Source organism: Paraburkholderia sp. 22098, assembly GCF_052045935.1.
In the GTDB taxonomy this organism is placed as follows: Bacteria; Pseudomonadota; Gammaproteobacteria; order Burkholderiales; family Burkholderiaceae; genus Paraburkholderia; species Paraburkholderia caledonica.
Map to the genome: position 1 here is coordinate 16399 of NZ_JBQEPV010000009.1, position 17175 is coordinate 33573.

Here is a 17175-nt window from a genome sequence, read left to right on the forward strand (position 1 = left end):
GGATGATCGACGTCTATAGCTGGGCGACCCCGAACGGCCACAAGGTTCATATCATGCTCGAGGAGACGGGACTCGAGTACGCGGTGCATGCAGTGAACATCGGCGCTGGCGATCAGTTCAAGGCCGAATTTCTCGATATCAGTCCAAACAACAAAATTCCCGCCATTGTGGATTCCGAAGGTCCAAAGAGCGCGGACGGCAAACCGTTCGCGTTGTTCGAGTCCGGCGCGATCCTGATTTATCTCGCTGAGAAAGCGGGCCGCTTCCTGCCGACCGATCCGGCTGAGCGTTATTCCGTTCTGCAATGGCTGATGTTCCAGATGGGCGGTCTCGGTCCGATGCTGGGGCAGACACACCACTTCCGTGTCTATGCGCCCGAGCCGATCGAGTACGCGATCAACCGTTATACGAACGAAACGCGGCGCCTGTATGGCGTCATGGACAAGCAGCTTGGCAAAACCCAGTACCTCGCCGGAAACGACTATACGATCGCGGACATCGCATCGTTCCCGTGGACCCGCTCGTGGCAGAACCAGGGCATCGAACTTGATGCGTTTCCGAATGTGAAGCGATGGCACGAGGAAATCGCGGCGCGCCCGGCGGTTGTACGCGGCGTCGAAGTGCTGGCGTCCGCTCGCAAGCCTCTGATGGACGACAAGGCGAAAGAAGTGCTGTTCGGCGCGACGCAATACGCGAAGCATTAAAAGATCGAGGTGTGGGGCGGCAAGATGGCAAGCAAGCGTGAGCCGAAGAGCTTGCTGTCTACGCCGTCTCCGTATCGGCCGCGGGGCGTCAGAAATAGTGGCGAGTGATGAACTCGGCGACACACACGGGCCGTTCGCTGCCCTCGCGCTCCAACGTGACGTTCCACACTACTTGCACGCCGGCATTGCTGGCATCGACGTCGGCCACGGACGCTACGACGAACTGTGCGCGCAATCGCTTGCCGACGAGTACCGGCGACGTAAACCGCACACGGTTCAACCCGTAGTTCACGCCCATCCGCTGCTCGAGCCGTACTGTTTTTTCGAGCAGCGCGGGGATCAATGAGAGAGTCATGAAGCCGTGCGCGATTGCGCCGCCGAAGGGCGACTCGCGCAGCGCCCGCTCCGGATCGACGTGAATCCATTGATGGTCGCCGGTGGCTTGCGCGAAGCGATCGACGCTCTGCTGGTCGATCGTCACCCAGTCGCTAGTGAGGGGCGCCGCTCCGACAAGCGCACGCAACGCCGCGGCATTCCGGAACGCGGCAGCCGGTGGCGTGCTCGCCATTGTCACGACGCCGCGCCCGGATTGCGCAGTCCGAACATTCCTTTCGAGCGCACCGTAACGACCGTCTCGCCATGCTGGTTGATGCCCGCCCATTGCGTGGATACGATGCCGCGATCCGGTTTGCTTTCGGAGATGCGCTTGTCGAGCACGGAATTCGTCATGGTGATCGTATCGCCGACGCGTACCGGTTTGAGCCAGCGTATCTCGTCGATGCCGGGCGACCCCATCGACGTGGAGTCCGCCAGCGCGTTACGCACCAGCATGCCCATCATGACCGAACACGTATGCCAGCCGCTCGCCACCAATCCGCGGAACGGCGACTTCTCGGCCGCGGCCTCGTTCAGGTGGAACGGCTGCGGATCGAACTTCTCAGCGAATTCGACGATCTCGTCGCGCGTGAAAGTATGCTTGCCGATCTCGGTCGTTGATCCGACCGTCATGTCCTCGTAACTCAAAGCCATTGCGCTATCTCCTTGCGGGTCGATTCAATCGGCCACTTAAACTTCGATGCTGGCAAAACCGGGCAGCGCGGCGAACCGCGCAAGATGATGATCGACATCGCCCAGTGTGGTCTCAATAATAGCGAGACGTTTGAACAGATGCGCGGCCGCGACCTCGTTCGTCACGCCCATGCCGCCATGCAATTGAACCGCTTGCTGGCCGACAAAACGCGCCGCTTGCCCCACACGTACTTTCGCGGCGGAGATCGAGCGGCGACGCTGATCGGCGTCTTCGCTCGAATAGCGCATGGCGGCAAGGTACGTGACCGAGCGGGCCTGCTCGGCGTGAATCAGCATCTCGACCATGCGGTGCTGCAATGCCTGAAAGCGCGCAATCGGCTGGCCGAACTGCTGTCGAGTTTTTGTGTAGTCGACGGTCGCGGTGTTCAATGCGTCCAGCGCGCCAACCGCTTCAGCACAGAGCAGCAGCGTGCCGTAGTCGGCGATGTGCTCCAACGCCGCCGCACCTGAGTGCTGGCCGCGCAATTGGCGCGCGGGCGTGCCGTTGAATTCGAGCGTCGCTGCGCGTTGGCCGTCGATGGTTCGGTAATCGGTGATCTTGACGCCTGCCGCGTCGCGCGGCACGACAAAGAGCGCGATCTCGCCGTTCGAACGCGCAGGCACGATCCAGTAATTCGCCTGCGCGCCGTGCAGCACGACTGACTTCGTACCGGTCAGCGTGTGCTGTTCGCCTTGCGAGGTCGCGACTGTCGCGATCTCAAACACATCGTAGCGAGCCTTCGGCTCGTGAAACGCCACGGCGAGCTTGATCTCGCCTTGCGCCGCGCGCTCCAGTAACGATGCGTCCTCGCCCTGCCCCGTGCCTGCAATACGCAGCGCTTCGATGCCAACCGCGGTGGCCCAGTAAGGCTCGACCACCAACGCGCGACCGAGCTCCTGCATGACGACCAGCATATCGACGGCTCCGCCATTGAAGCCGCCTTGCGCCTCGGGCACAGGCAATGCCGGCAAGCCCAGTTCAGTGAAAGCGGCCCAATGCGTTTCCGAGATCCCGGCATCCGATCTCACGATCGCCTGGCGCGCTTCGAAGCCGTAGTTCCTGTCCAGATAGCGGCGCAGCGCGTCGGCAAGTTGCTGTTGCTCGTCGTTGAAAGTGAAGTCCATGCGCCGCTCCTCAAAGTCCGAGAATCATCTGCGCGATGATGTTCTTTTGAATTTCGTTCGAGCCGCCGTAAATCGACGTCTTGCGGAAGTTGAAGTAATACGCAGCCAACGGCGCAGCGTCGTCGTCTCCGGCGATGCTGTGCTCGCGCTCGCCTTCGAGGAACGGTACGTCAAACGGCGCGGCGGCAGGTCCGACCGCTTCAAACATGAGCTCAGTCAACGCTTGCTGCACTTCCGTGCCTTTGATCTTCAGCATCGACGCCTCCGGTCCCGGTCCGCGTCCGCCCGCTTCATTCGCGACGACGCGTTGCACGGTGACTTCCAGCGCCATCAGTTCGATTTCGAGATTCGCGACTTTTGCAGCGAATACCGGGTCATGGAGTAGCGGCTTGCCGTTCTTGTTTGTGTCGAGCGCAAGGCGCTTGAGAAAAACCAGTTCGCGCTTGGATTGACCGACGCGCGCGATGCCGGTGCGCTCATGTCCCAACAGATACTTCGCGTAAGTCCAGCCGCGATTTTCTTCGCCGACCAGATTTTCGACGGGCACCTTGACATCTTCAAAGAAGACTTCGTTGACCTCATGGTCTTCGTCGAGCGTGATGATGGGCCGTACCGTAATACCCGGCGTTTTCATGTCGATGAGCAGGAATGAAATGCCCTCCTGCTTTTTCGCGCCGCTGTCCGTGCGCACGAGGCAGAACATCATGTCTGCGTGCTGCCCCAGCGTGGTCCAGGTCTTCTGGCCATTGACGACGTAATGGTCGCCGACACGTTCGGCGCGTGTTCGCAGCGACGCGAGGTCGGAGCCTGAACCGGGCTCCGAGTAACCCTGGCACCACCAGTCGGTGCCGTCGAGAATACGCGGCAAGTAATAGCGTTTCTGGGCTTCGCTACCGTACTTCATGAGAACGGGCGCGACCATCGACACGCCGAACGGCAATACGGTAGGCGCACCGACACGTGCGCACTCTTCGTCCCAGATATGCCGCTGGGTCGCGTCCCAACCGGGGCCGCCATACTCTTTGGGCCAAGCCACAGCCGACCAGCCTCGCGTACCTAGCAGCTTGTGCCAGCTTGCGAAGTCTTCGCGATTCAAACGCTTGTGGTTGAGTACTTTCTCGCTCAGCTCGCGAGGCAGATTGGCTTCGAGCCAAACGCGGATCTCGGCGCGAAACGCCGTTTCAGTGGGGGAATAGTCCAGATTCATACGTAGTGTCTCCTGGCCGCCACCGCCCGCCGCCAGAGAGCCACTGCGTTACTGCAGAGGTTCCTTCAAAGCAGCCGGGACCGGCAACGGCATCACTTCGATGCCTTCTTCGACCAAAGCTCGCGCGTCTTCTGGTGTTGTGACACCGCGAATATTGCGTGCGGGCGCTTCGTTGTAGTGAGTGCGCCGCGCTTCCTCAGCGAAGCGGTCGCCCACGTTCTCGGTCTTTTCCAGTACCTCGCGCAACGCACGCATGACACGCGCCTGCAATTCGCCGGGCGCCGACGGCGCCTTTGTTTCCGTCGCACCCGACAGATTGAGGCGTGGGGCTGACGGCAAACGGCTCACCTCTTTCGCGCCGCAAAGTGGACATTCGACCAGCTTGCGAGACTGCTGCGATTCGAAGTCATCAGCCGAAGCAAACCAGCCTTCGAACCGATGGCCGTGCGGACACTGTAAATCGAGGACCTTCATGTGGAATCAGGGCTTGCGTGCCAGTTTAGCGCAAATACAAAATTTGTGAACGGTCGTTCGTAAAAACTTCATGCGGGGCGAGTCGCGATAACGCGCTGCTCAGAAGTTCAGACGTGGTGGGCGATTTTAACGCGTTGGGCAAACCGCTGCCGAAGGCCGGATACCGCAAAGCGCGAGGTCAACCTTAGAACGTAAGCGCCGGTACGAGCCGCGATCGGTCTGCCGACGAAGCCGCATTGCTGTCTCTGCTGATTGCCGGATTCAAGCCACGAGGCATTCCAGCCGCCGATTAAGCCGCGGCTCAAGTCCTCGTGCCTCTTTGGCCAGGTTGATCTGTTTGGCCGATCTGGCAACGTCGAATACCTCTGCGTTGATATCGTACCCGCCGCGCGAGTTCAGCCAGTCAAGCACGTCGGACAAATGCCAGACTGACGCACTTCCCTCATGCACCGGCGGCGGGAATTCGACCGCATGACTCAGCATCAGCTTGCGCATGTTCTGCCGCGACACGCCGGCAATCTCCGCTACGTCGGTCAGGCCCACAAAATCCGGGCCTGCCTCGACCAGTCGCGCCGACGGCACCGCCTCTTTAATGTCACCGAGCGCGCTGACCAACGCCTCTAGCGCGGACGTCCCTTCACGCGAGAACACCAGCGCGAGCCGCCCCGGCTGCCCCACGCCGATCGTGGCGTCGTCGCAACCCGCTTCACCCAACCTCTCGACGATCGCGTCAAGATCGCAGTCTTGCGCGGCAAGCTTGTACTTCAACGTAAATGTATATTCCATGTGCTACTCCTGCTTGTTCATTCAAGGCTTGCCACTCAGCGTTTGCTAACGGTGCGCCGTGCAATTATCGACAACGCGCCGCAAGTGTCTGGCGTGATTCACGGCGTTTTTCGGCGTGCTCCATACGCTCGAAATGCAGAACTCGCCGCAGCGACATTCCGCCTCTTTATAAGGGCAATACATCTTTCCCCAGGCGTGGCCCGTTCCGCCGCTTTGTATGCGCCAGCCGCGCCGCTCGGCATAGGTCAACGCGGCCTCTATCTCTTTCTTTGCATGGGTTCGACGAACCATCCGGACCTCCAATGTAGTACTCGCGACACAGGTTGTCAAGTGACAACTTATGTCTGTCTCATCCGACTCAAGCGCTTCAGATGTTTCGTTATCCGAAACACATGAGCGATGAAGACGTCTTGAGAGATCCATACTAGAGTTACCACGGCAACGAAGCGAGACTGCCTGATGGCATAAGACAAAGGCGCGCTTATTCAGACAAGGCGGCAGATGCTGTGGCCCGGCGGCGCATCGCCATGAAAAAGCCCCCGCCGGTCCTCGACCGACAGGGGCTGTATGCACGCGATGCAAGCGCCGCTCGGCGCCCGACGGCGGGATTATTGCGACTGCGGCTGCGCGAGCGGCCAGGCGCCCGACAACACCTTTTCCAGCCAGAACGTGCCGATTATTGTTTTCACGTCGGTGATCTTGCCGGTCCGTACCCACTCCGACACTTCGGGAACCGTCGCAGTGAAGAGCTCCAGGAACTCGCCGTCGTCCAGCTTGCGCTCGCCGGCCGTGAGGCCGCGCGCAAGATAGATGTCGATGAATTCAGTGGAATACGAAATGATCGGGTGAACGCGCGTCAGATACACGTACTCACGCGCCGTATACCCGGTTTCTTCACGTAACTCGCGCACCGCGCAAGTTAGTGCGCCTTCGTTCGGATCGAGCTTGCCGGCCGGATATTCGACCATGACCTTGCCCATCGGATAGCGATACTGGCTCTCCAGCAGCACACGACCGTCGTCGAACATGGGAATCACCATCACGGCGCCCGGATGCTGCACGTATTCGCGGGTGGCATGCTTGCCGTCCGGCAGGCGGACCGTGTCGCACTTGAGCGTCAGAAACGGCCCTTGATGAACCGTTTTGCTCTCGACACACGTCTCGGTGAGCGCGGCGTCGTGATCGGGAAGTTCAGCCATATGCGGACCTCGGAACAGCGTGGTGCGCGACGGCGGGACGCCGTCAGCGGCGTTTGACGAGATACTGGAAGGTGAAGCCGGGAAACGCGAACACAACGAATAGCGCGAATGTGATTGCGTAGAACTGCCAGCCCTGATCGAAGCGATTGCCCGCACGCGCTTCAAGCAGAAAACCCAACGCGCCGACCACGAAGTACAGCACGATCAGTTCGGCAATCCGGATCCATGCGCTTTTCTTCGCCGCCTTGAGCGGCACGGCGGCGAAGAGTCGCTGATTCAGGAACGGCAGGTTGGCACCGACCAGTGCCAACAGCACGATAAACCAACCCGCTGCGGACATCAGAACGACAGGGTGTGCTGAATAGCCTGCAGGCAAGCCTTCAACAGCGGGTCGGGCACGATACCGAGCACCAGCACGGCAACGCCATTGAGCGCGAGCAACGCGCGCGTACCCGTGTCTGCCACGATCGCCGACTTGTCTTGCGGCTCGTCGAAATACATCAGCTTGACGATACGCAGGTAATAGAACGCGCCGAACAGCGACGTGATCACGGCCAGCACCGTCAGCCAGGTCAGGCCGGCGTTCATGGTGGCCTGCAGCACTGCGAGCTTCGCGTAGAAACCGACCGCGGGCGGAATGCCGGCGAGCGAGAACATCATGACCATCATGACGAACGCGAACACCGGGCTGCGCTGATTCAGACCCTTGAAGTCTTCCAGCGTGTCGGCTTCGAATTCGCGGCGTGCGAGCAGCATGATGACGCCGAACGTCCCCATTGTCGTGATCAGATAGACGATGCTGTAGTACATCGCCGAGCCGTACGCGCTGGCAGCGCCCGTGGTCTTGTGATCGACCACGCCGGCCAGCAGACCGAGCAGCACGAAGCCCATGTTCGAGATCGCCGAGTACGCGAGCATACGCTTGACGTTGCGCTGCACGATACCGGTGATATTGCCGACGATCAGCGAAAGCGCCGCCAGGATCACCAGCATTTGCTGCCATTCGACGGCGAGCGGCAACAGTCCCATGACGAGGAAGCGCAGACCCCAGGCAAATGCCGCGACTTTCGGACCACCGCCAACCAGCAGCGTCATGGCCGTCGGCGCGCCTTGGTACACGTCAGGCACCCACATGTGGAACGGCACCGCACCCATCTTGAACGCAACACCCGCCACGATGAAGATCACGCCGAACAGCAGCACGCTCGGGTCGTAATGGCTCTGGCCGATTGCCTTGAAAACCTCGTTCAGGTCGAGCGAGCCGGTCGCGCCGTACAGCATCGAAATGCCGTAAAGCAGGAAGCCGGAAGCCAGCGCGCCGAGCACGTAGTACTTCATGGCAGCTTCGTTCGACGGCGCAGCTTCGCGGCGCAGCGCGATCACGCCATACAGCGACAGGGACATCAGTTCCAGACCGAGGTACAGCGTCAGGAAATTGTTGCCCGAGATCATGACGAGCTGTCCGAGCAACGAGAACATGCCCAGCAGGAAGAACTCGCCGCGGAACAGGCTGCGATCTTCGAGGTAGCGGCGCGAATACACGATCGAGACCGTGTAGCCAAGCGTCACCACCGCTTTCATCAGACTCGCGAACGAGTCGACCACATACATACGGCTAAAGAAGTAGTGCACTGACGGGTCGAACGCATTGACCGCGAACCAGATGCCGGCGACGAGCGTCGACAGGACCGCGATCAGGTACGTGGTACGGCGACCGGCCTGGCCGACGAACGTGTCGTTGAGCCACGCGACGACAACGGCGAGCATCACCAGCGCGTCGGGCAACAGGGCAGTCATAGGGGCGTTTTGCATGGTCTTTAATTCCTCCGCTCTGCGTTACTGAGACAACGGCAGCTTGGACTGCGCAACGTGGGAGAGGAGGTTTTCCACGGATACGTGCATCACATCGGTAAAGGGCTTCGGATACAGGCCCATGAACAGTGTCAGTGCGGCAAGCACTGCCAGCATGAAAAACTCGCGGCGGCTGATGTCGACAAGGCTCTTCACGTGGTCGTTGGCGACAGCGCCGAAGTACACGCGCTTGTACATCCACAACGTATAGGCCGCGCCGAGAATCAGGGTGACAGCCGCGCCGCACGCGATCCAGAAGTTGTACTGGACGGCAGCCAGAATCACCATGAATTCGCCGACAAAACCGGAGGTGCCCGGCAAGCCGCAATTTGCCATGGAGAACAGCATCACGAAGGCCGCAAACTTCGGCATGACATTGACGACGCCGCCGTAATCCGCAATCTGACGCGAGTGCATGCGGTCGTACAGCACGCCGATGCTCAGGAACATTGCGCCCGACACGAAGCCGTGCGAGATCATCTGGACGATCGCGCCTTCAACGCCGAGCTGATTGAAGATGAAAAAGCCGAGCGTGACGAAGCCCATGTGTGCAATCGACGAATACGCGACCAGCTTCTTCATGTCGGCCTGCACCATCGCGACCAGACCAATGTAGATCACCGCGATCAGCGACAGCGTAATCACAACCGGCGCGAGGAAGTGGCTGGCGTCCGGCGCGATCGGCATCGAGAAGCGCAGGAAACCGTAGGCGCCGAGCTTCAGCATGATCGCCGCCAGCACCACCGAGCCGCCCGTCGGCGCTTCCACGTGGGCGTCAGGCAACCACGTGTGAACCGGCCACATCGGCACCTTCACGGCGAACGCCATGAAGAACGCTATGAATAGCAACACCTGGGGTGTCATCGCGATCTGCGCGTGCTGCCAGGTCGCCAGGTCGAACGTGCCGGTCTGGACGTACAGATAGAGCAGCGCGACCAGCATCAGCAGCGAACCCATCAACGTGTACAGGAAGAACTTGAACGCCGCATACACGCGGTTCGCCCCGCCCCACACGCCGATGATGATGTACATCGGGATCAGCGTCGCTTCGAAGAACACGTAGAACAGCATGCCGTCGGCCGCGCTGAACACGCCGACCATGATGCCCGACAGAATCAGGAACGACGCGAGGTACTGGCCCACGTTCTTCGTGATCACTTCCCACGCGGCGATCACGACGATCACGGTGATCAATGCGGTCAACACGACAAACCACATCGAGATGCCGTCGACACCCAGGTGATAAGTAATATTGAATCGTTCGATCCAGTTCGCCTTTTCGACGAACTGTAGATCCGCGCTGCTCGAATCAAAACCGGTGATCAGCGGGATCGTCACGATGAAGCTGGCGACCGAGCCGATCAGCGCGACCCAGCGCGCGGGGCCCGGGTTCCGGTCAGAACCGATGGCCAGAACCAGCAGGCCAAAAAGGACCGGCAACCAGATGGCGATACTAAGAATCGGATAAGCGTGCATTAGTGTCCCTCGCCTTATTTGCCGCCGAGCGTTACAAACAGGGTCAGGAGCCCCAACATGCCGATAATCATGGCGAACGCGTAGTGATAGATGTAGCCGGATTGGAGGAAGCGGATCACGCCGGCGAACCAGCCGATGAAGCGTGCGCTGCCATTGACGATACCGTCGATCACGACGACGTCGCCTTCCTTCCAGAGACCACGGCCAATTGCCACGGCGCCCCGCGCGAACACGACTTCGTTGATCTTGTCCATGTAGTACTTGTTGTCGAGCAGCGTGTAGATCGGTCCGAATGCGCGTTTGATGGTAGCCGGCAATTCGGGACGAACGAGATACAGGAACCACGCGACGACCACACCTGCGAGCGCCAGCCAGACCGGCAGACCCGCCACCGAGTGCAGGCCCATTGCCGCCCAGCCGTGGAACTCTTCCGCCATTTCATGCAATGCGGGATGGTTTTCGCCGATGAAGATCACCTTGTCGAACGCCACACCGTGCTGGAAGAAGTCGCCGAAAAGCATCGGACCGATTGCGATTGCACCGATCACGACAGAAGGAATCGCCAGCAGCACGAGCGGCAGCCACACCACCCAAGGCGTTTCATGCGGCTCGTGAGCGTGACCGTGGTCGTCGTGACCATGACCGTGCCCGTGGTCGTCGTGCCCATTGCCATGACCGTGTGCCGCGGCTTCCGCGCCCATCGGCGATTCCGGATGCTTCGGATCGCGGAAGCGCTCCTTGCCGTGGAACACCATGAAGTACATACGGAACGAATACAGCGCGGTAACAAAAACGCTGGCCACCACGGCGAAGTATGCAAAGCCCGAACCCGGCAGATGCGACAGCTTCACCGCGTCGATGATCGAGTCTTTCGAATAGAAGCCTGAGAAAAACGGCGTGCCGATCAGCGCGAGCGAACCGACGAGCGACGTGATCCACGTAATGGGCATGTACTTGCGCAGGCCGCCCATGTTGCGCATGTCCTGATCGTGGTGCATACCGATGATCACCGAACCGGCGCCAAGGAACAGCAGTGCCTTGAAGAACGCGTGCGTCATCAGGTGGAACACGGCGACCGGGTAAGCCGACGCGCCGAGCGCGACCGTCATGTAGCCGAGTTGCGACAACGTGGAATACGCCACCACACGCTTGATGTCGTTCTGGACGATCCCGAGGAAGCCCATGAACAGCGCGGTAATCGCACCGATCACCATCACAAACGACAGCGCCGAATCCGACAGTTCGAACAGCGGCGACATGCGCGTGACCATGAAGATGCCGGCCGTCACCATGGTTGCCGCGTGAATCAGCGCGGAAATCGGCGTGGGGCCTTCCATCGAATCGGGCAGCCACACGTGCAGCGGAAACTGCGCCGACTTACCCATTGCGCCGATGAAGAGACAGATGCAGGCCACCGTCAGCAGGCCCCAATCGGTACCCGGAAAGCTCAATGCCGCGAGTTCGGTGCGCTTTGCAAACACGTCGCCGTAGTTCATCGAACCGGCGAACGCGAACAGCAGGCCGATACCCAGCAGAAAGCCAAAGTCGCCGATGCGGTTCACGATAAACGCCTTCATGTTCGCGTACACCGCGGACTGACGCGTGAAGTAGAAGCCGATCAGCAGATACGACACGAGACCCACTGCTTCCCAGCCGAAGAACAGCTGCAGGAAATTGTTGCTCATTACGAGCATCAGCATCGAGAACGTGAAGAGCGAGATGTACGAGAAGAAGCGCTGATAACCGTCGTCGTCGGCCATGTAGCCGATCGTGTAGATGTGCACCATCAGCGACACGAAGGTCACGACGCTCATCATCATTGCCGTCAGCGAATCGACGAGGAAGCCGACTTCGAACTTCGTCTTGCCGATCGTCATCCATTCGTAGACGGTCGCGTTGAAGCTCGCGCCGTCCAGCACCTGGAAGAACACCATCATCGACAGCACGAACGAAATCGCAACGCCGAGAATGGTGACCGAGTGCGCACCCGCGCGCCCTACCGCCTTGCCGAACAGCCCAGCAATCAGGGAACCGGCCAGCGGTGCCAGCGGAATCGCCAGCAGCAGGTTTTCATTGAGTATCGTGGACATAACCGCTTTTCCTGAAATTAACCTTTGAGCTGATCGAGATCTTCGACATTGATCGTGTCGAGGCTACGGAACAGGGTCACCAGAATTGCGAGGCCGATCGCCGCTTCCGCTGCCGCAACCGTCAGCACAAAGAAGACGAAAATCTGGCCATGCACGTCGCCGAGGTAATGCGAGAAAGCGACGAAGTTGGTGTTCACCGCGAGCAGCATCAATTCGATCGCCATCAGGATGATGATGACGTTGCGACGGTTCAGGAAAATGCCAACGACGCTTATCGCAAAGAGAATCGCGCCGAGCACAAGGTAATGAGCAAGGGTCAACATGGTTTCTATCTCCTGTCCGCTCAGCTGTTCTTGGCAGATGCCGATTCGGCAGCTGCCGCCGCTGCTGCGGCTTCTTCCGCCGCGACGGTTGCCGCGCTCTTTTCCGACGGCATCTTGACGACGCGCACACGGTCCTGGGCACGCACCTTCACCTGCTGGCTGACGTTCTGGCGTTTGCTGTCTTTCTTGTGGCTCGTGGTCAGCGCGATTGCCGCAATGATCGCCACCAGCAGCACGAGGCCGGCGACTTCGAACGCAAAGATGTAGTCGGTGTAGATCACCTTGCCGATCAGGCGGGTGTTCGACCAGTCGCCCATGCCGTTCGCGGCAGCGGTCGTGTCACGCACCACGGTGCTGGTCGCGCCGTAGCCGTGCCACAGGATCAACGCGGTTTCGAGCACGATGATCGCGCCCACCACGGTGGCCATTGGCACGAAGCGTTTGAAGTCCTTGCGCAGCACGTCGATGTTGATGTCGAGCATCATCACGACGAACAGGAACAGCACCATCACGGCGCCCACATAGACCAGCACCAGCAGGATTGCGAGGAACTCGGCTTGCAGAAGCATCCAGATCGCGGCTGCGTTGAAGAACGCCAGCACGAGAAACAGTGCGGACGACACCGGGTTGCGCGAGGTGATCACCTTCAGCCCTGAAACCACCAGGAGCAGCGCGAAGATGTAGAACAGTACGGTCGTGAATTCCATGATTACCGGTTCATCGTTAGGCCATCGTCAGGCATTTTCTTTGGCACGTGTGTCTGGCAACAGCGCAAAAACCGCCAGAACAGCCGCACAGGTGCGCCGTGCCACGGCACTCGGGCCGCGGCGCTCGGCCCGACAACAGGCCGTGTTACTGCTGCATTTACTGATATCGATGCGCAACTGCCGCATCTACCGCTTCGACAACTCGAACGTTTAACGATACGGTGCGTCGGCAGCCTTGTTCACGGCGATCTCCGCTTCGTAGCGATCGCCCACGGCCAGCAGCATTTCCTTGGTGAAGTACAGATCGCCGCGCTTCTCGCCGTGATATTCGAGAATGTGCGTCTCGACAATCGAGTCGACCGGGCAGCTCTCTTCGCAAAAACCGCAGAAGATGCACTTGGTCAGGTCGATGTCGTAACGGGTCGTGCGGCGCGTGTTGTCCTCGCGCGTTTCCGACTCGATCGTGATGGCGAGCGCGGGACACACGGCTTCACACAGCTTGCATGCGATGCAGCGCTCTTCGCCATTTTCATAACGGCGCAACGCGTGCAGGCCACGAAAACGCGGCGACATCGGCGTCTTCTCTTCGGGGAACTGCACCGTGACCTTGCGCTGGAACGTATAACGTCCGGTCAGCGCGAGGCCCTTGAGGAGCTCCGTCAAAAAGAAGGTCTTGAAAAAATTTTGGATTGCGGTCATGAGTTCATCCGCCCTTTATTTCCAGATATTCCACGGCGACATAATCCAGAAGCCGACCACCACCAGCCATACCACGCAAACTGGAATGAAAATCTTCCAGCCGAGACGCATGATCTGGTCATAGCGGTAACGCGGGAATGTGGCACGCGCCCAGATGAACACCGACAACAACAGGAAGACCTTGAGGACGAGCCAGAAGATGCCGGGGATAAACGACAGGAACCCGAACGGTGCGCTCCAGCCCCCGAGGAACAGTGTCGACGCCAAGGCCGAGATCACGATCATGTTGATGTACTCGGCGAGGAAGAACAGCGCAAACGCCATCCCCGAGTAATCGATCATGTGGCCCGCGACGATTTCCGACTCCCCTTCCACCACGTCGAACGGGTGACGGTTCGTTTCGGCGATGCCCGAGATGAAGTACACCACGAACATGGGCAGCAGCGGCAGCCAGTTCCACGACAGGAAGTTCAGCCCGTGCGATGCAAAGAAGCCCTGCTCCTGCGAATTGACGATGCCCGACAGGTTCAGCGTGCCCGCCGTCATCAGGACGACGACCAACGCGAAGCCCATTGAAATTTCGTAGGAGACCATTTGCGCCGCGGCACGCATCGCGCCGAGGAACGCGTACTTCGAATTCGACGCCCAGCCCGCCAGAATCACGCCGTACACGCCGATCGACGAAATCGCGATCGCATACAGCAGACCCGCGTTGATGTCGCCGAGCACCGCGCCCGCCTGGAACGGAATGACCGCCCAGACCGCGAAGGCCGGCACCACCACCATGATCGGCGCGATGAGGTAAATCCAGCGGCTTGCCTGAGCAGGCTGAATCACTTCTTTCAGCAACAGCTTCAGCACGTCGGCGATAGGCTGCAGGAGACCCGCCGGGCCGACGCGGTTCGGGCCGAGACGCACGTGCATCCAGCCGATCAGCTTACGCTCCCACAGAATCAGGTAAGCCACGCACAGCAGGATCACGACGGCCACCACAAGGATGCGCACCAGTGCCCACACCGTGGGCCATGCCACACCGAGAAGCTGGGTGCCGCCCGAGTTGATCGTATCGAACAAGCTCATTTACGCCTTCTCCACCACCAGTTCACCGAACAGGCTGCCCAGCGCCGCACCGGCAGGCGTAGCCGCCGATACGCGGACGACCGTCTCCGCAAGATTCGCGTCGCGCACGGCCGGCAACTGCACCGATTGCTCGCCCTGGCGCACGCGAACCGCGTCGCCTTCTTTCAAACCCAGTTTGTCGAACAGCGCAGCCGGCAGGCCGACGTTGTTCGCGGCACGCGCCGCGGCGGTCAGATGCAGCGACTCCGCGCGACGGACGAGCGCGTCGGCGTGATAGATCGGCACGTCGGCGATTCGCTCGAACTTGCCTTCCGCCGCCTTAGCCGTCTTGCCGCGCGCAACTGCCACGCCGGTTCTGTTCGACAGACGCGACTGCAGTTCGCCGTCGCCGAGAGCGGCCTGGCGGACTTCTTCCGCCGTGTCGTACTCGAAACCGGGCACACCCAGCAGGCTGCCCAACACGCGCAACACCTTCCATGCCGGGCGCGTATCGCCAAGCGGACGCACTACGCCGTTGAACGACTGCACCGTACCTTCGGCGTTGACGAACGTGCCGGCCGTTTCCGTGAACGGCGCGATCGGCAGCAGCACGTCGGCGTATTCTGCGCCGGTCTGGAACGGCGACATCACGACAACCATTTCAGCTTGCTTGAGCGCCGCCAAAGCCTGAGCCGGATTCGCTGTATCGAATTCCGGTTCGACGTTCAGCAGCAGATAGCCCTTGCGCGGCTGCTCGAACACTTCGCGAGCGTTCAGACCGCCCTCGCCCGGCAATGCGTTCACCAGATGCGCACCGACCGTGTTGGCCGCTTCCGTCATGAAACCGAGCGTTGCGCCGGTTGCGTCCGCGATCCATTGGGCGGCAGCATGAATGACCGCGAAATCCGGATGACGCACCGCGCCGTTGCCGAGCAGCACGAGACGGCGTTCGCCGGTTGCGAGCGATTTCGCGACTTCCTTGTCCGAGTCCGTAGCTTGTGCGCTCGAGAAAGCTTCAGGCAGCGCTGTACCGTTCGCTTGCGACACCGCCGATGCAATGCCAGCCAGCGTATCGAGCCACGCCGACGGCGCTGCGGCCAGACGTTGACCTTGCGGAATCAGCGCGTCGTCGCCCGTTGCCTGAACCAGCGTGAGCTTCGCGCCGCCCTTTGCGGCCTGACGCAGGCGTGCGGCGAACAGAGGATGATCGCGACGCAGATCGGAGCCGATCACCAGAGCCGAGTCGATGTTCGACAGATCCGCAATCGCGGTGCCGAGCCACGGCGTGCCGTTGACCGGAGCCGAGAAATCCGACTGACGCAGACGGAAGTCGACGTTAGACGTGCCGATCGCTTGAGCCAGCTGCTTCAGCAGGAACAGTTCTTCGACCGTGCTGTGGGCGCTGCCGAGCGCGGCCAGCGCGTTCGCGCCGTGGTCGCCCTTGATGCCCCTCAGACCCTTCACCACGTAATCGAGCGCGGTCTGCCAGTCGGTTTCGACCCACTTGCCGCCCTGCTTCAGCATAGGCTGCGTCAGACGCTCCGGGCTATTCAGGCCTTCGTACGAGAAGCGGTCCTTGTCCGAAATCCAGCATTCGTTGATTGCTTCGTTTTCGAACGGCAGAACGCGCATCACGCGGTTGTTCTTCACTTGCACCACGAGGTTCGCGCCGACCGAATCATGCGGGCTCACCGACCTGCGGCGCGACAGTTCCCACGTACGTGCACTGTAGCGGAACGGCTTGCTGGTCAGCGCGCCGACCGGGCACAGGTCGATCATGTTGCCCGACAGTTCGGAGTCGACCGTCTTGCCGACGAACGACGTAATTTCCGAATGTTCGCCGCGGCCCAGCATGCCGAGCTCCATCACGCCGGCCACTTCCTGGCCGAAGCGCACGCAGCGCGTGCAGTGAATGCAACGCGACATTTCTTCCATCGAGATCAGCGGGCCGACGTTCTTGTGGAACACGACACGCTTTTCTTCGCTATAACGCGACGACGACTTGCCGTAGCCCACCGCGAGATCCTGCAACTGGCACTCGCCGCCCTGATCGCAGATCGGGCAATCCAGCGGGTGGTTGATCAGCAGGAATTCCATCACGGCTTGCTGGCCCTTCACCGCCTTGTCCGACTTGGTGCGCACGATCATGCCGGCCGACACCGGCGTCGCGCATGCGGGCACGGCCTTCGGCATTTTCTCGACATCGACGAGACACATCCGGCAGTTGGCCGCAATCGACAGCTTCTTGTGATAGCAGAAGTGAGGAATGTACGTGTCGACCTTATGCGCAGCCTGGATCACCATGCTGCCTTCAGGCACTTCTACTTTCTTGCCGTCTATTTCAAGTTCAACCATGATGGTCAATCTTCCTTAACCTGTTACCGCTCAATCGTTCGCCCCGTTCATC

At 60.4% G+C, this 17175-nt stretch carries 19 protein-coding genes; 2 read left to right on the forward strand and 17 right to left on the reverse strand.

What is annotated here, in order from left to right:
- The first annotated feature begins 2 nt into the window (after positions 1-2).
- Positions 3-704, forward strand: a complete 702-nt coding sequence (locus ACTJLB_RS19620; RefSeq protein ID WP_087754072.1) for a glutathione binding-like protein — start codon at positions 3-5, stop codon at positions 702-704.
- Positions 705-792: 88 nt separating this feature from the next.
- On the opposite strand, the gene ACTJLB_RS19625 is transcribed toward ACTJLB_RS19620, so the two are convergent.
- From ACTJLB_RS19625 to ACTJLB_RS19690, 14 genes are all read right to left on the reverse strand, one after another.
- Complete coding sequence (locus tag ACTJLB_RS19625) at positions 793-1272, reverse strand: MaoC family dehydratase (RefSeq protein WP_440784248.1); 480 nt, start codon at positions 1270-1272, stop codon at positions 793-795.
- A 2-nt stretch (positions 1273-1274) separates the two neighbouring features.
- Positions 1275-1733, reverse strand: coding sequence for a MaoC family dehydratase (locus ACTJLB_RS19630; protein ID WP_027776676.1), 459 nt, complete (start codon positions 1731-1733; stop codon positions 1275-1277).
- A 36-nt stretch (positions 1734-1769) separates the two neighbouring features.
- Positions 1770-2897, reverse strand: coding sequence for an acyl-CoA dehydrogenase family protein (locus ACTJLB_RS19635; protein WP_440784250.1), 1128 nt, complete (start codon positions 2895-2897; stop codon positions 1770-1772).
- Positions 2898-2907: 10 nt separating this feature from the next.
- Positions 2908-4104, reverse strand: coding sequence for an acyl-CoA dehydrogenase family protein (locus tag ACTJLB_RS19640; protein WP_214877686.1), 1197 nt, complete (start codon positions 4102-4104; stop codon positions 2908-2910).
- Positions 4105-4152: 48 nt separating this feature from the next.
- The gene (locus ACTJLB_RS19645; RefSeq protein ID WP_440784252.1) at positions 4153-4578 is read right to left on the reverse strand and encodes a DUF1178 family protein; all 426 of its coding nucleotides are present in this window, start codon (positions 4576-4578) and stop codon (positions 4153-4155) included.
- Between the two features lie 261 nt (positions 4579-4839).
- Positions 4840-5364, reverse strand: a complete 525-nt coding sequence (locus tag ACTJLB_RS19650; protein WP_020069595.1) for a helix-turn-helix transcriptional regulator — start codon at positions 5362-5364, stop codon at positions 4840-4842.
- A gap of 45 nt (positions 5365-5409) precedes the next feature.
- Positions 5410-5655, reverse strand: coding sequence for a hypothetical protein (locus ACTJLB_RS19655; RefSeq protein ID WP_251031432.1), 246 nt, complete (start codon positions 5653-5655; stop codon positions 5410-5412).
- A gap of 317 nt (positions 5656-5972) precedes the next feature.
- Positions 5973-6563: an NUDIX domain-containing protein gene (locus ACTJLB_RS19660; RefSeq protein WP_020069594.1), complete on the reverse strand. Its 591-nt coding sequence runs from the start codon at positions 6561-6563 to the stop codon at positions 5973-5975.
- 43 nt (positions 6564-6606) lie between these two features.
- A complete protein-coding gene (locus tag ACTJLB_RS19665; RefSeq protein WP_027776670.1) occupies positions 6607-6903 on the reverse strand; it encodes a DUF2818 family protein in 297 nt (98 codons plus the stop codon).
- Positions 6903-8375 (reverse strand): NADH-quinone oxidoreductase subunit NuoN, encoded by a 1473-nt coding sequence (gene nuoN / locus ACTJLB_RS19670; RefSeq protein WP_088173592.1) that lies wholly within the window; start codon positions 8373-8375, stop codon positions 6903-6905. The genes ACTJLB_RS19665 and nuoN overlap by 1 nt, the downstream gene beginning before the upstream one ends.
- A 24-nt stretch (positions 8376-8399) precedes the next feature.
- Complete coding sequence (locus ACTJLB_RS19675; RefSeq protein ID WP_440784253.1) at positions 8400-9890, reverse strand: NADH-quinone oxidoreductase subunit M; 1491 nt, start codon at positions 9888-9890, stop codon at positions 8400-8402.
- A 14-nt stretch (positions 9891-9904) separates the two neighbouring features.
- Positions 9905-11980: an NADH-quinone oxidoreductase subunit L gene (gene nuoL, locus ACTJLB_RS19680; RefSeq protein WP_440784254.1), complete on the reverse strand. Its 2076-nt coding sequence runs from the start codon at positions 11978-11980 to the stop codon at positions 9905-9907.
- Between the two features lie 17 nt (positions 11981-11997).
- Positions 11998-12303, reverse strand: a complete 306-nt coding sequence (gene nuoK / locus ACTJLB_RS19685) for an NADH-quinone oxidoreductase subunit NuoK (protein WP_013339863.1) — start codon at positions 12301-12303, stop codon at positions 11998-12000.
- Between the two features lie 20 nt (positions 12304-12323).
- On the reverse strand, positions 12324-13010 hold the full coding sequence (locus ACTJLB_RS19690; RefSeq protein ID WP_020069589.1) for an NADH-quinone oxidoreductase subunit J: 687 nt from the start codon (positions 13008-13010) through the stop codon (positions 12324-12326).
- Between ACTJLB_RS19690 and ACTJLB_RS19695 the strand changes: the two genes are divergently transcribed.
- Positions 13000-13224, forward strand: a complete 225-nt coding sequence (locus ACTJLB_RS19695; RefSeq protein ID WP_131320520.1) for a hypothetical protein — start codon at positions 13000-13002, stop codon at positions 13222-13224. The two genes, ACTJLB_RS19690 and ACTJLB_RS19695, sit on opposite strands and share 11 nt — an antisense overlap.
- On the opposite strand, the gene nuoI is transcribed toward ACTJLB_RS19695, so the two are convergent.
- From nuoI to nuoG, 3 genes are read right to left on the reverse strand one after another with little or no spacing between them, the layout of a single operon-like run.
- Positions 13221-13709, reverse strand: a complete 489-nt coding sequence (gene nuoI / locus ACTJLB_RS19700) for an NADH-quinone oxidoreductase subunit NuoI (protein WP_020069588.1) — start codon at positions 13707-13709, stop codon at positions 13221-13223. The two genes, ACTJLB_RS19695 and nuoI, sit on opposite strands and share 4 nt — an antisense overlap.
- A gap of 15 nt (positions 13710-13724) precedes the next feature.
- Positions 13725-14789, reverse strand: a complete 1065-nt coding sequence (gene nuoH, locus ACTJLB_RS19705) for an NADH-quinone oxidoreductase subunit NuoH (protein WP_020069587.1) — start codon at positions 14787-14789, stop codon at positions 13725-13727.
- Entirely contained in the window at positions 14790-17123 is a 2334-nt protein-coding gene (gene nuoG / locus ACTJLB_RS19710) for an NADH-quinone oxidoreductase subunit NuoG (RefSeq protein WP_440784255.1), read from the reverse strand.
- Between the last annotated feature and the right edge of the window lie 52 nt (positions 17124-17175).

Excerpts from the sequence above, each read along its gene's own strand:
- ACTJLB_RS19620 (WP_087754072.1), top strand. The coding sequence starts at position 3 with ATGATCGACGTCTATAGCTGGGCGACCCCGAACGGCCACAAGGTTCAT.
- ACTJLB_RS19625 (WP_440784248.1), bottom strand. The coding sequence starts at position 1,272 with ATGGCGAGCACGCCACCGGCTGCCGCGTTCCGGAATGCCGCGGCGTTG.
- ACTJLB_RS19630 (WP_027776676.1), bottom strand. The coding sequence starts at position 1,733 with ATGGCTTTGAGTTACGAGGACATGACGGTCGGATCAACGACCGAGATC.
- ACTJLB_RS19635 (WP_440784250.1), bottom strand. The coding sequence starts at position 2,897 with ATGGACTTCACTTTCAACGACGAGCAACAGCAACTTGCCGACGCGCTG.
- ACTJLB_RS19640 (WP_214877686.1), bottom strand. The coding sequence starts at position 4,104 with ATGAATCTGGACTATTCCCCCACTGAAACGGCGTTTCGCGCCGAGATC.
- ACTJLB_RS19645 (WP_440784252.1), bottom strand. The coding sequence starts at position 4,578 with ATGAAGGTCCTCGATTTACAGTGTCCGCACGGCCATCGGTTCGAAGGC.
- ACTJLB_RS19650 (WP_020069595.1), bottom strand. The coding sequence starts at position 5,364 with ATGGAATATACATTTACGTTGAAGTACAAGCTTGCCGCGCAAGACTGC.
- ACTJLB_RS19655 (WP_251031432.1), bottom strand. The coding sequence starts at position 5,655 with ATGGTTCGTCGAACCCATGCAAAGAAAGAGATAGAGGCCGCGTTGACC.
- ACTJLB_RS19660 (WP_020069594.1), bottom strand. The coding sequence starts at position 6,563 with ATGGCTGAACTTCCCGATCACGACGCCGCGCTCACCGAGACGTGTGTC.
- ACTJLB_RS19665 (WP_027776670.1), bottom strand. The coding sequence starts at position 6,903 with ATGTCCGCAGCGGGTTGGTTTATCGTGCTGTTGGCACTGGTCGGTGCC.
- nuoN (WP_088173592.1), bottom strand. The coding sequence starts at position 8,375 with ATGCAAAACGCCCCTATGACTGCCCTGTTGCCCGACGCGCTGGTGATG.
- ACTJLB_RS19675 (WP_440784253.1), bottom strand. The coding sequence starts at position 9,890 with ATGCACGCTTATCCGATTCTTAGTATCGCCATCTGGTTGCCGGTCCTT.
- nuoL (WP_440784254.1), bottom strand. The coding sequence starts at position 11,980 with ATGTCCACGATACTCAATGAAAACCTGCTGCTGGCGATTCCGCTGGCA.
- nuoK (WP_013339863.1), bottom strand. The coding sequence starts at position 12,303 with ATGTTGACCCTTGCTCATTACCTTGTGCTCGGCGCGATTCTCTTTGCG.
- ACTJLB_RS19690 (WP_020069589.1), bottom strand. The coding sequence starts at position 13,010 with ATGGAATTCACGACCGTACTGTTCTACATCTTCGCGCTGCTCCTGGTG.
- nuoI (WP_020069588.1), bottom strand. The coding sequence starts at position 13,709 with ATGACCGCAATCCAAAATTTTTTCAAGACCTTCTTTTTGACGGAGCTC.
- nuoH (WP_020069587.1), bottom strand. The coding sequence starts at position 14,789 with ATGAGCTTGTTCGATACGATCAACTCGGGCGGCACCCAGCTTCTCGGT.
- nuoG (WP_440784255.1), bottom strand. The coding sequence starts at position 17,123 with ATGGTTGAACTTGAAATAGACGGCAAGAAAGTAGAAGTGCCTGAAGGC.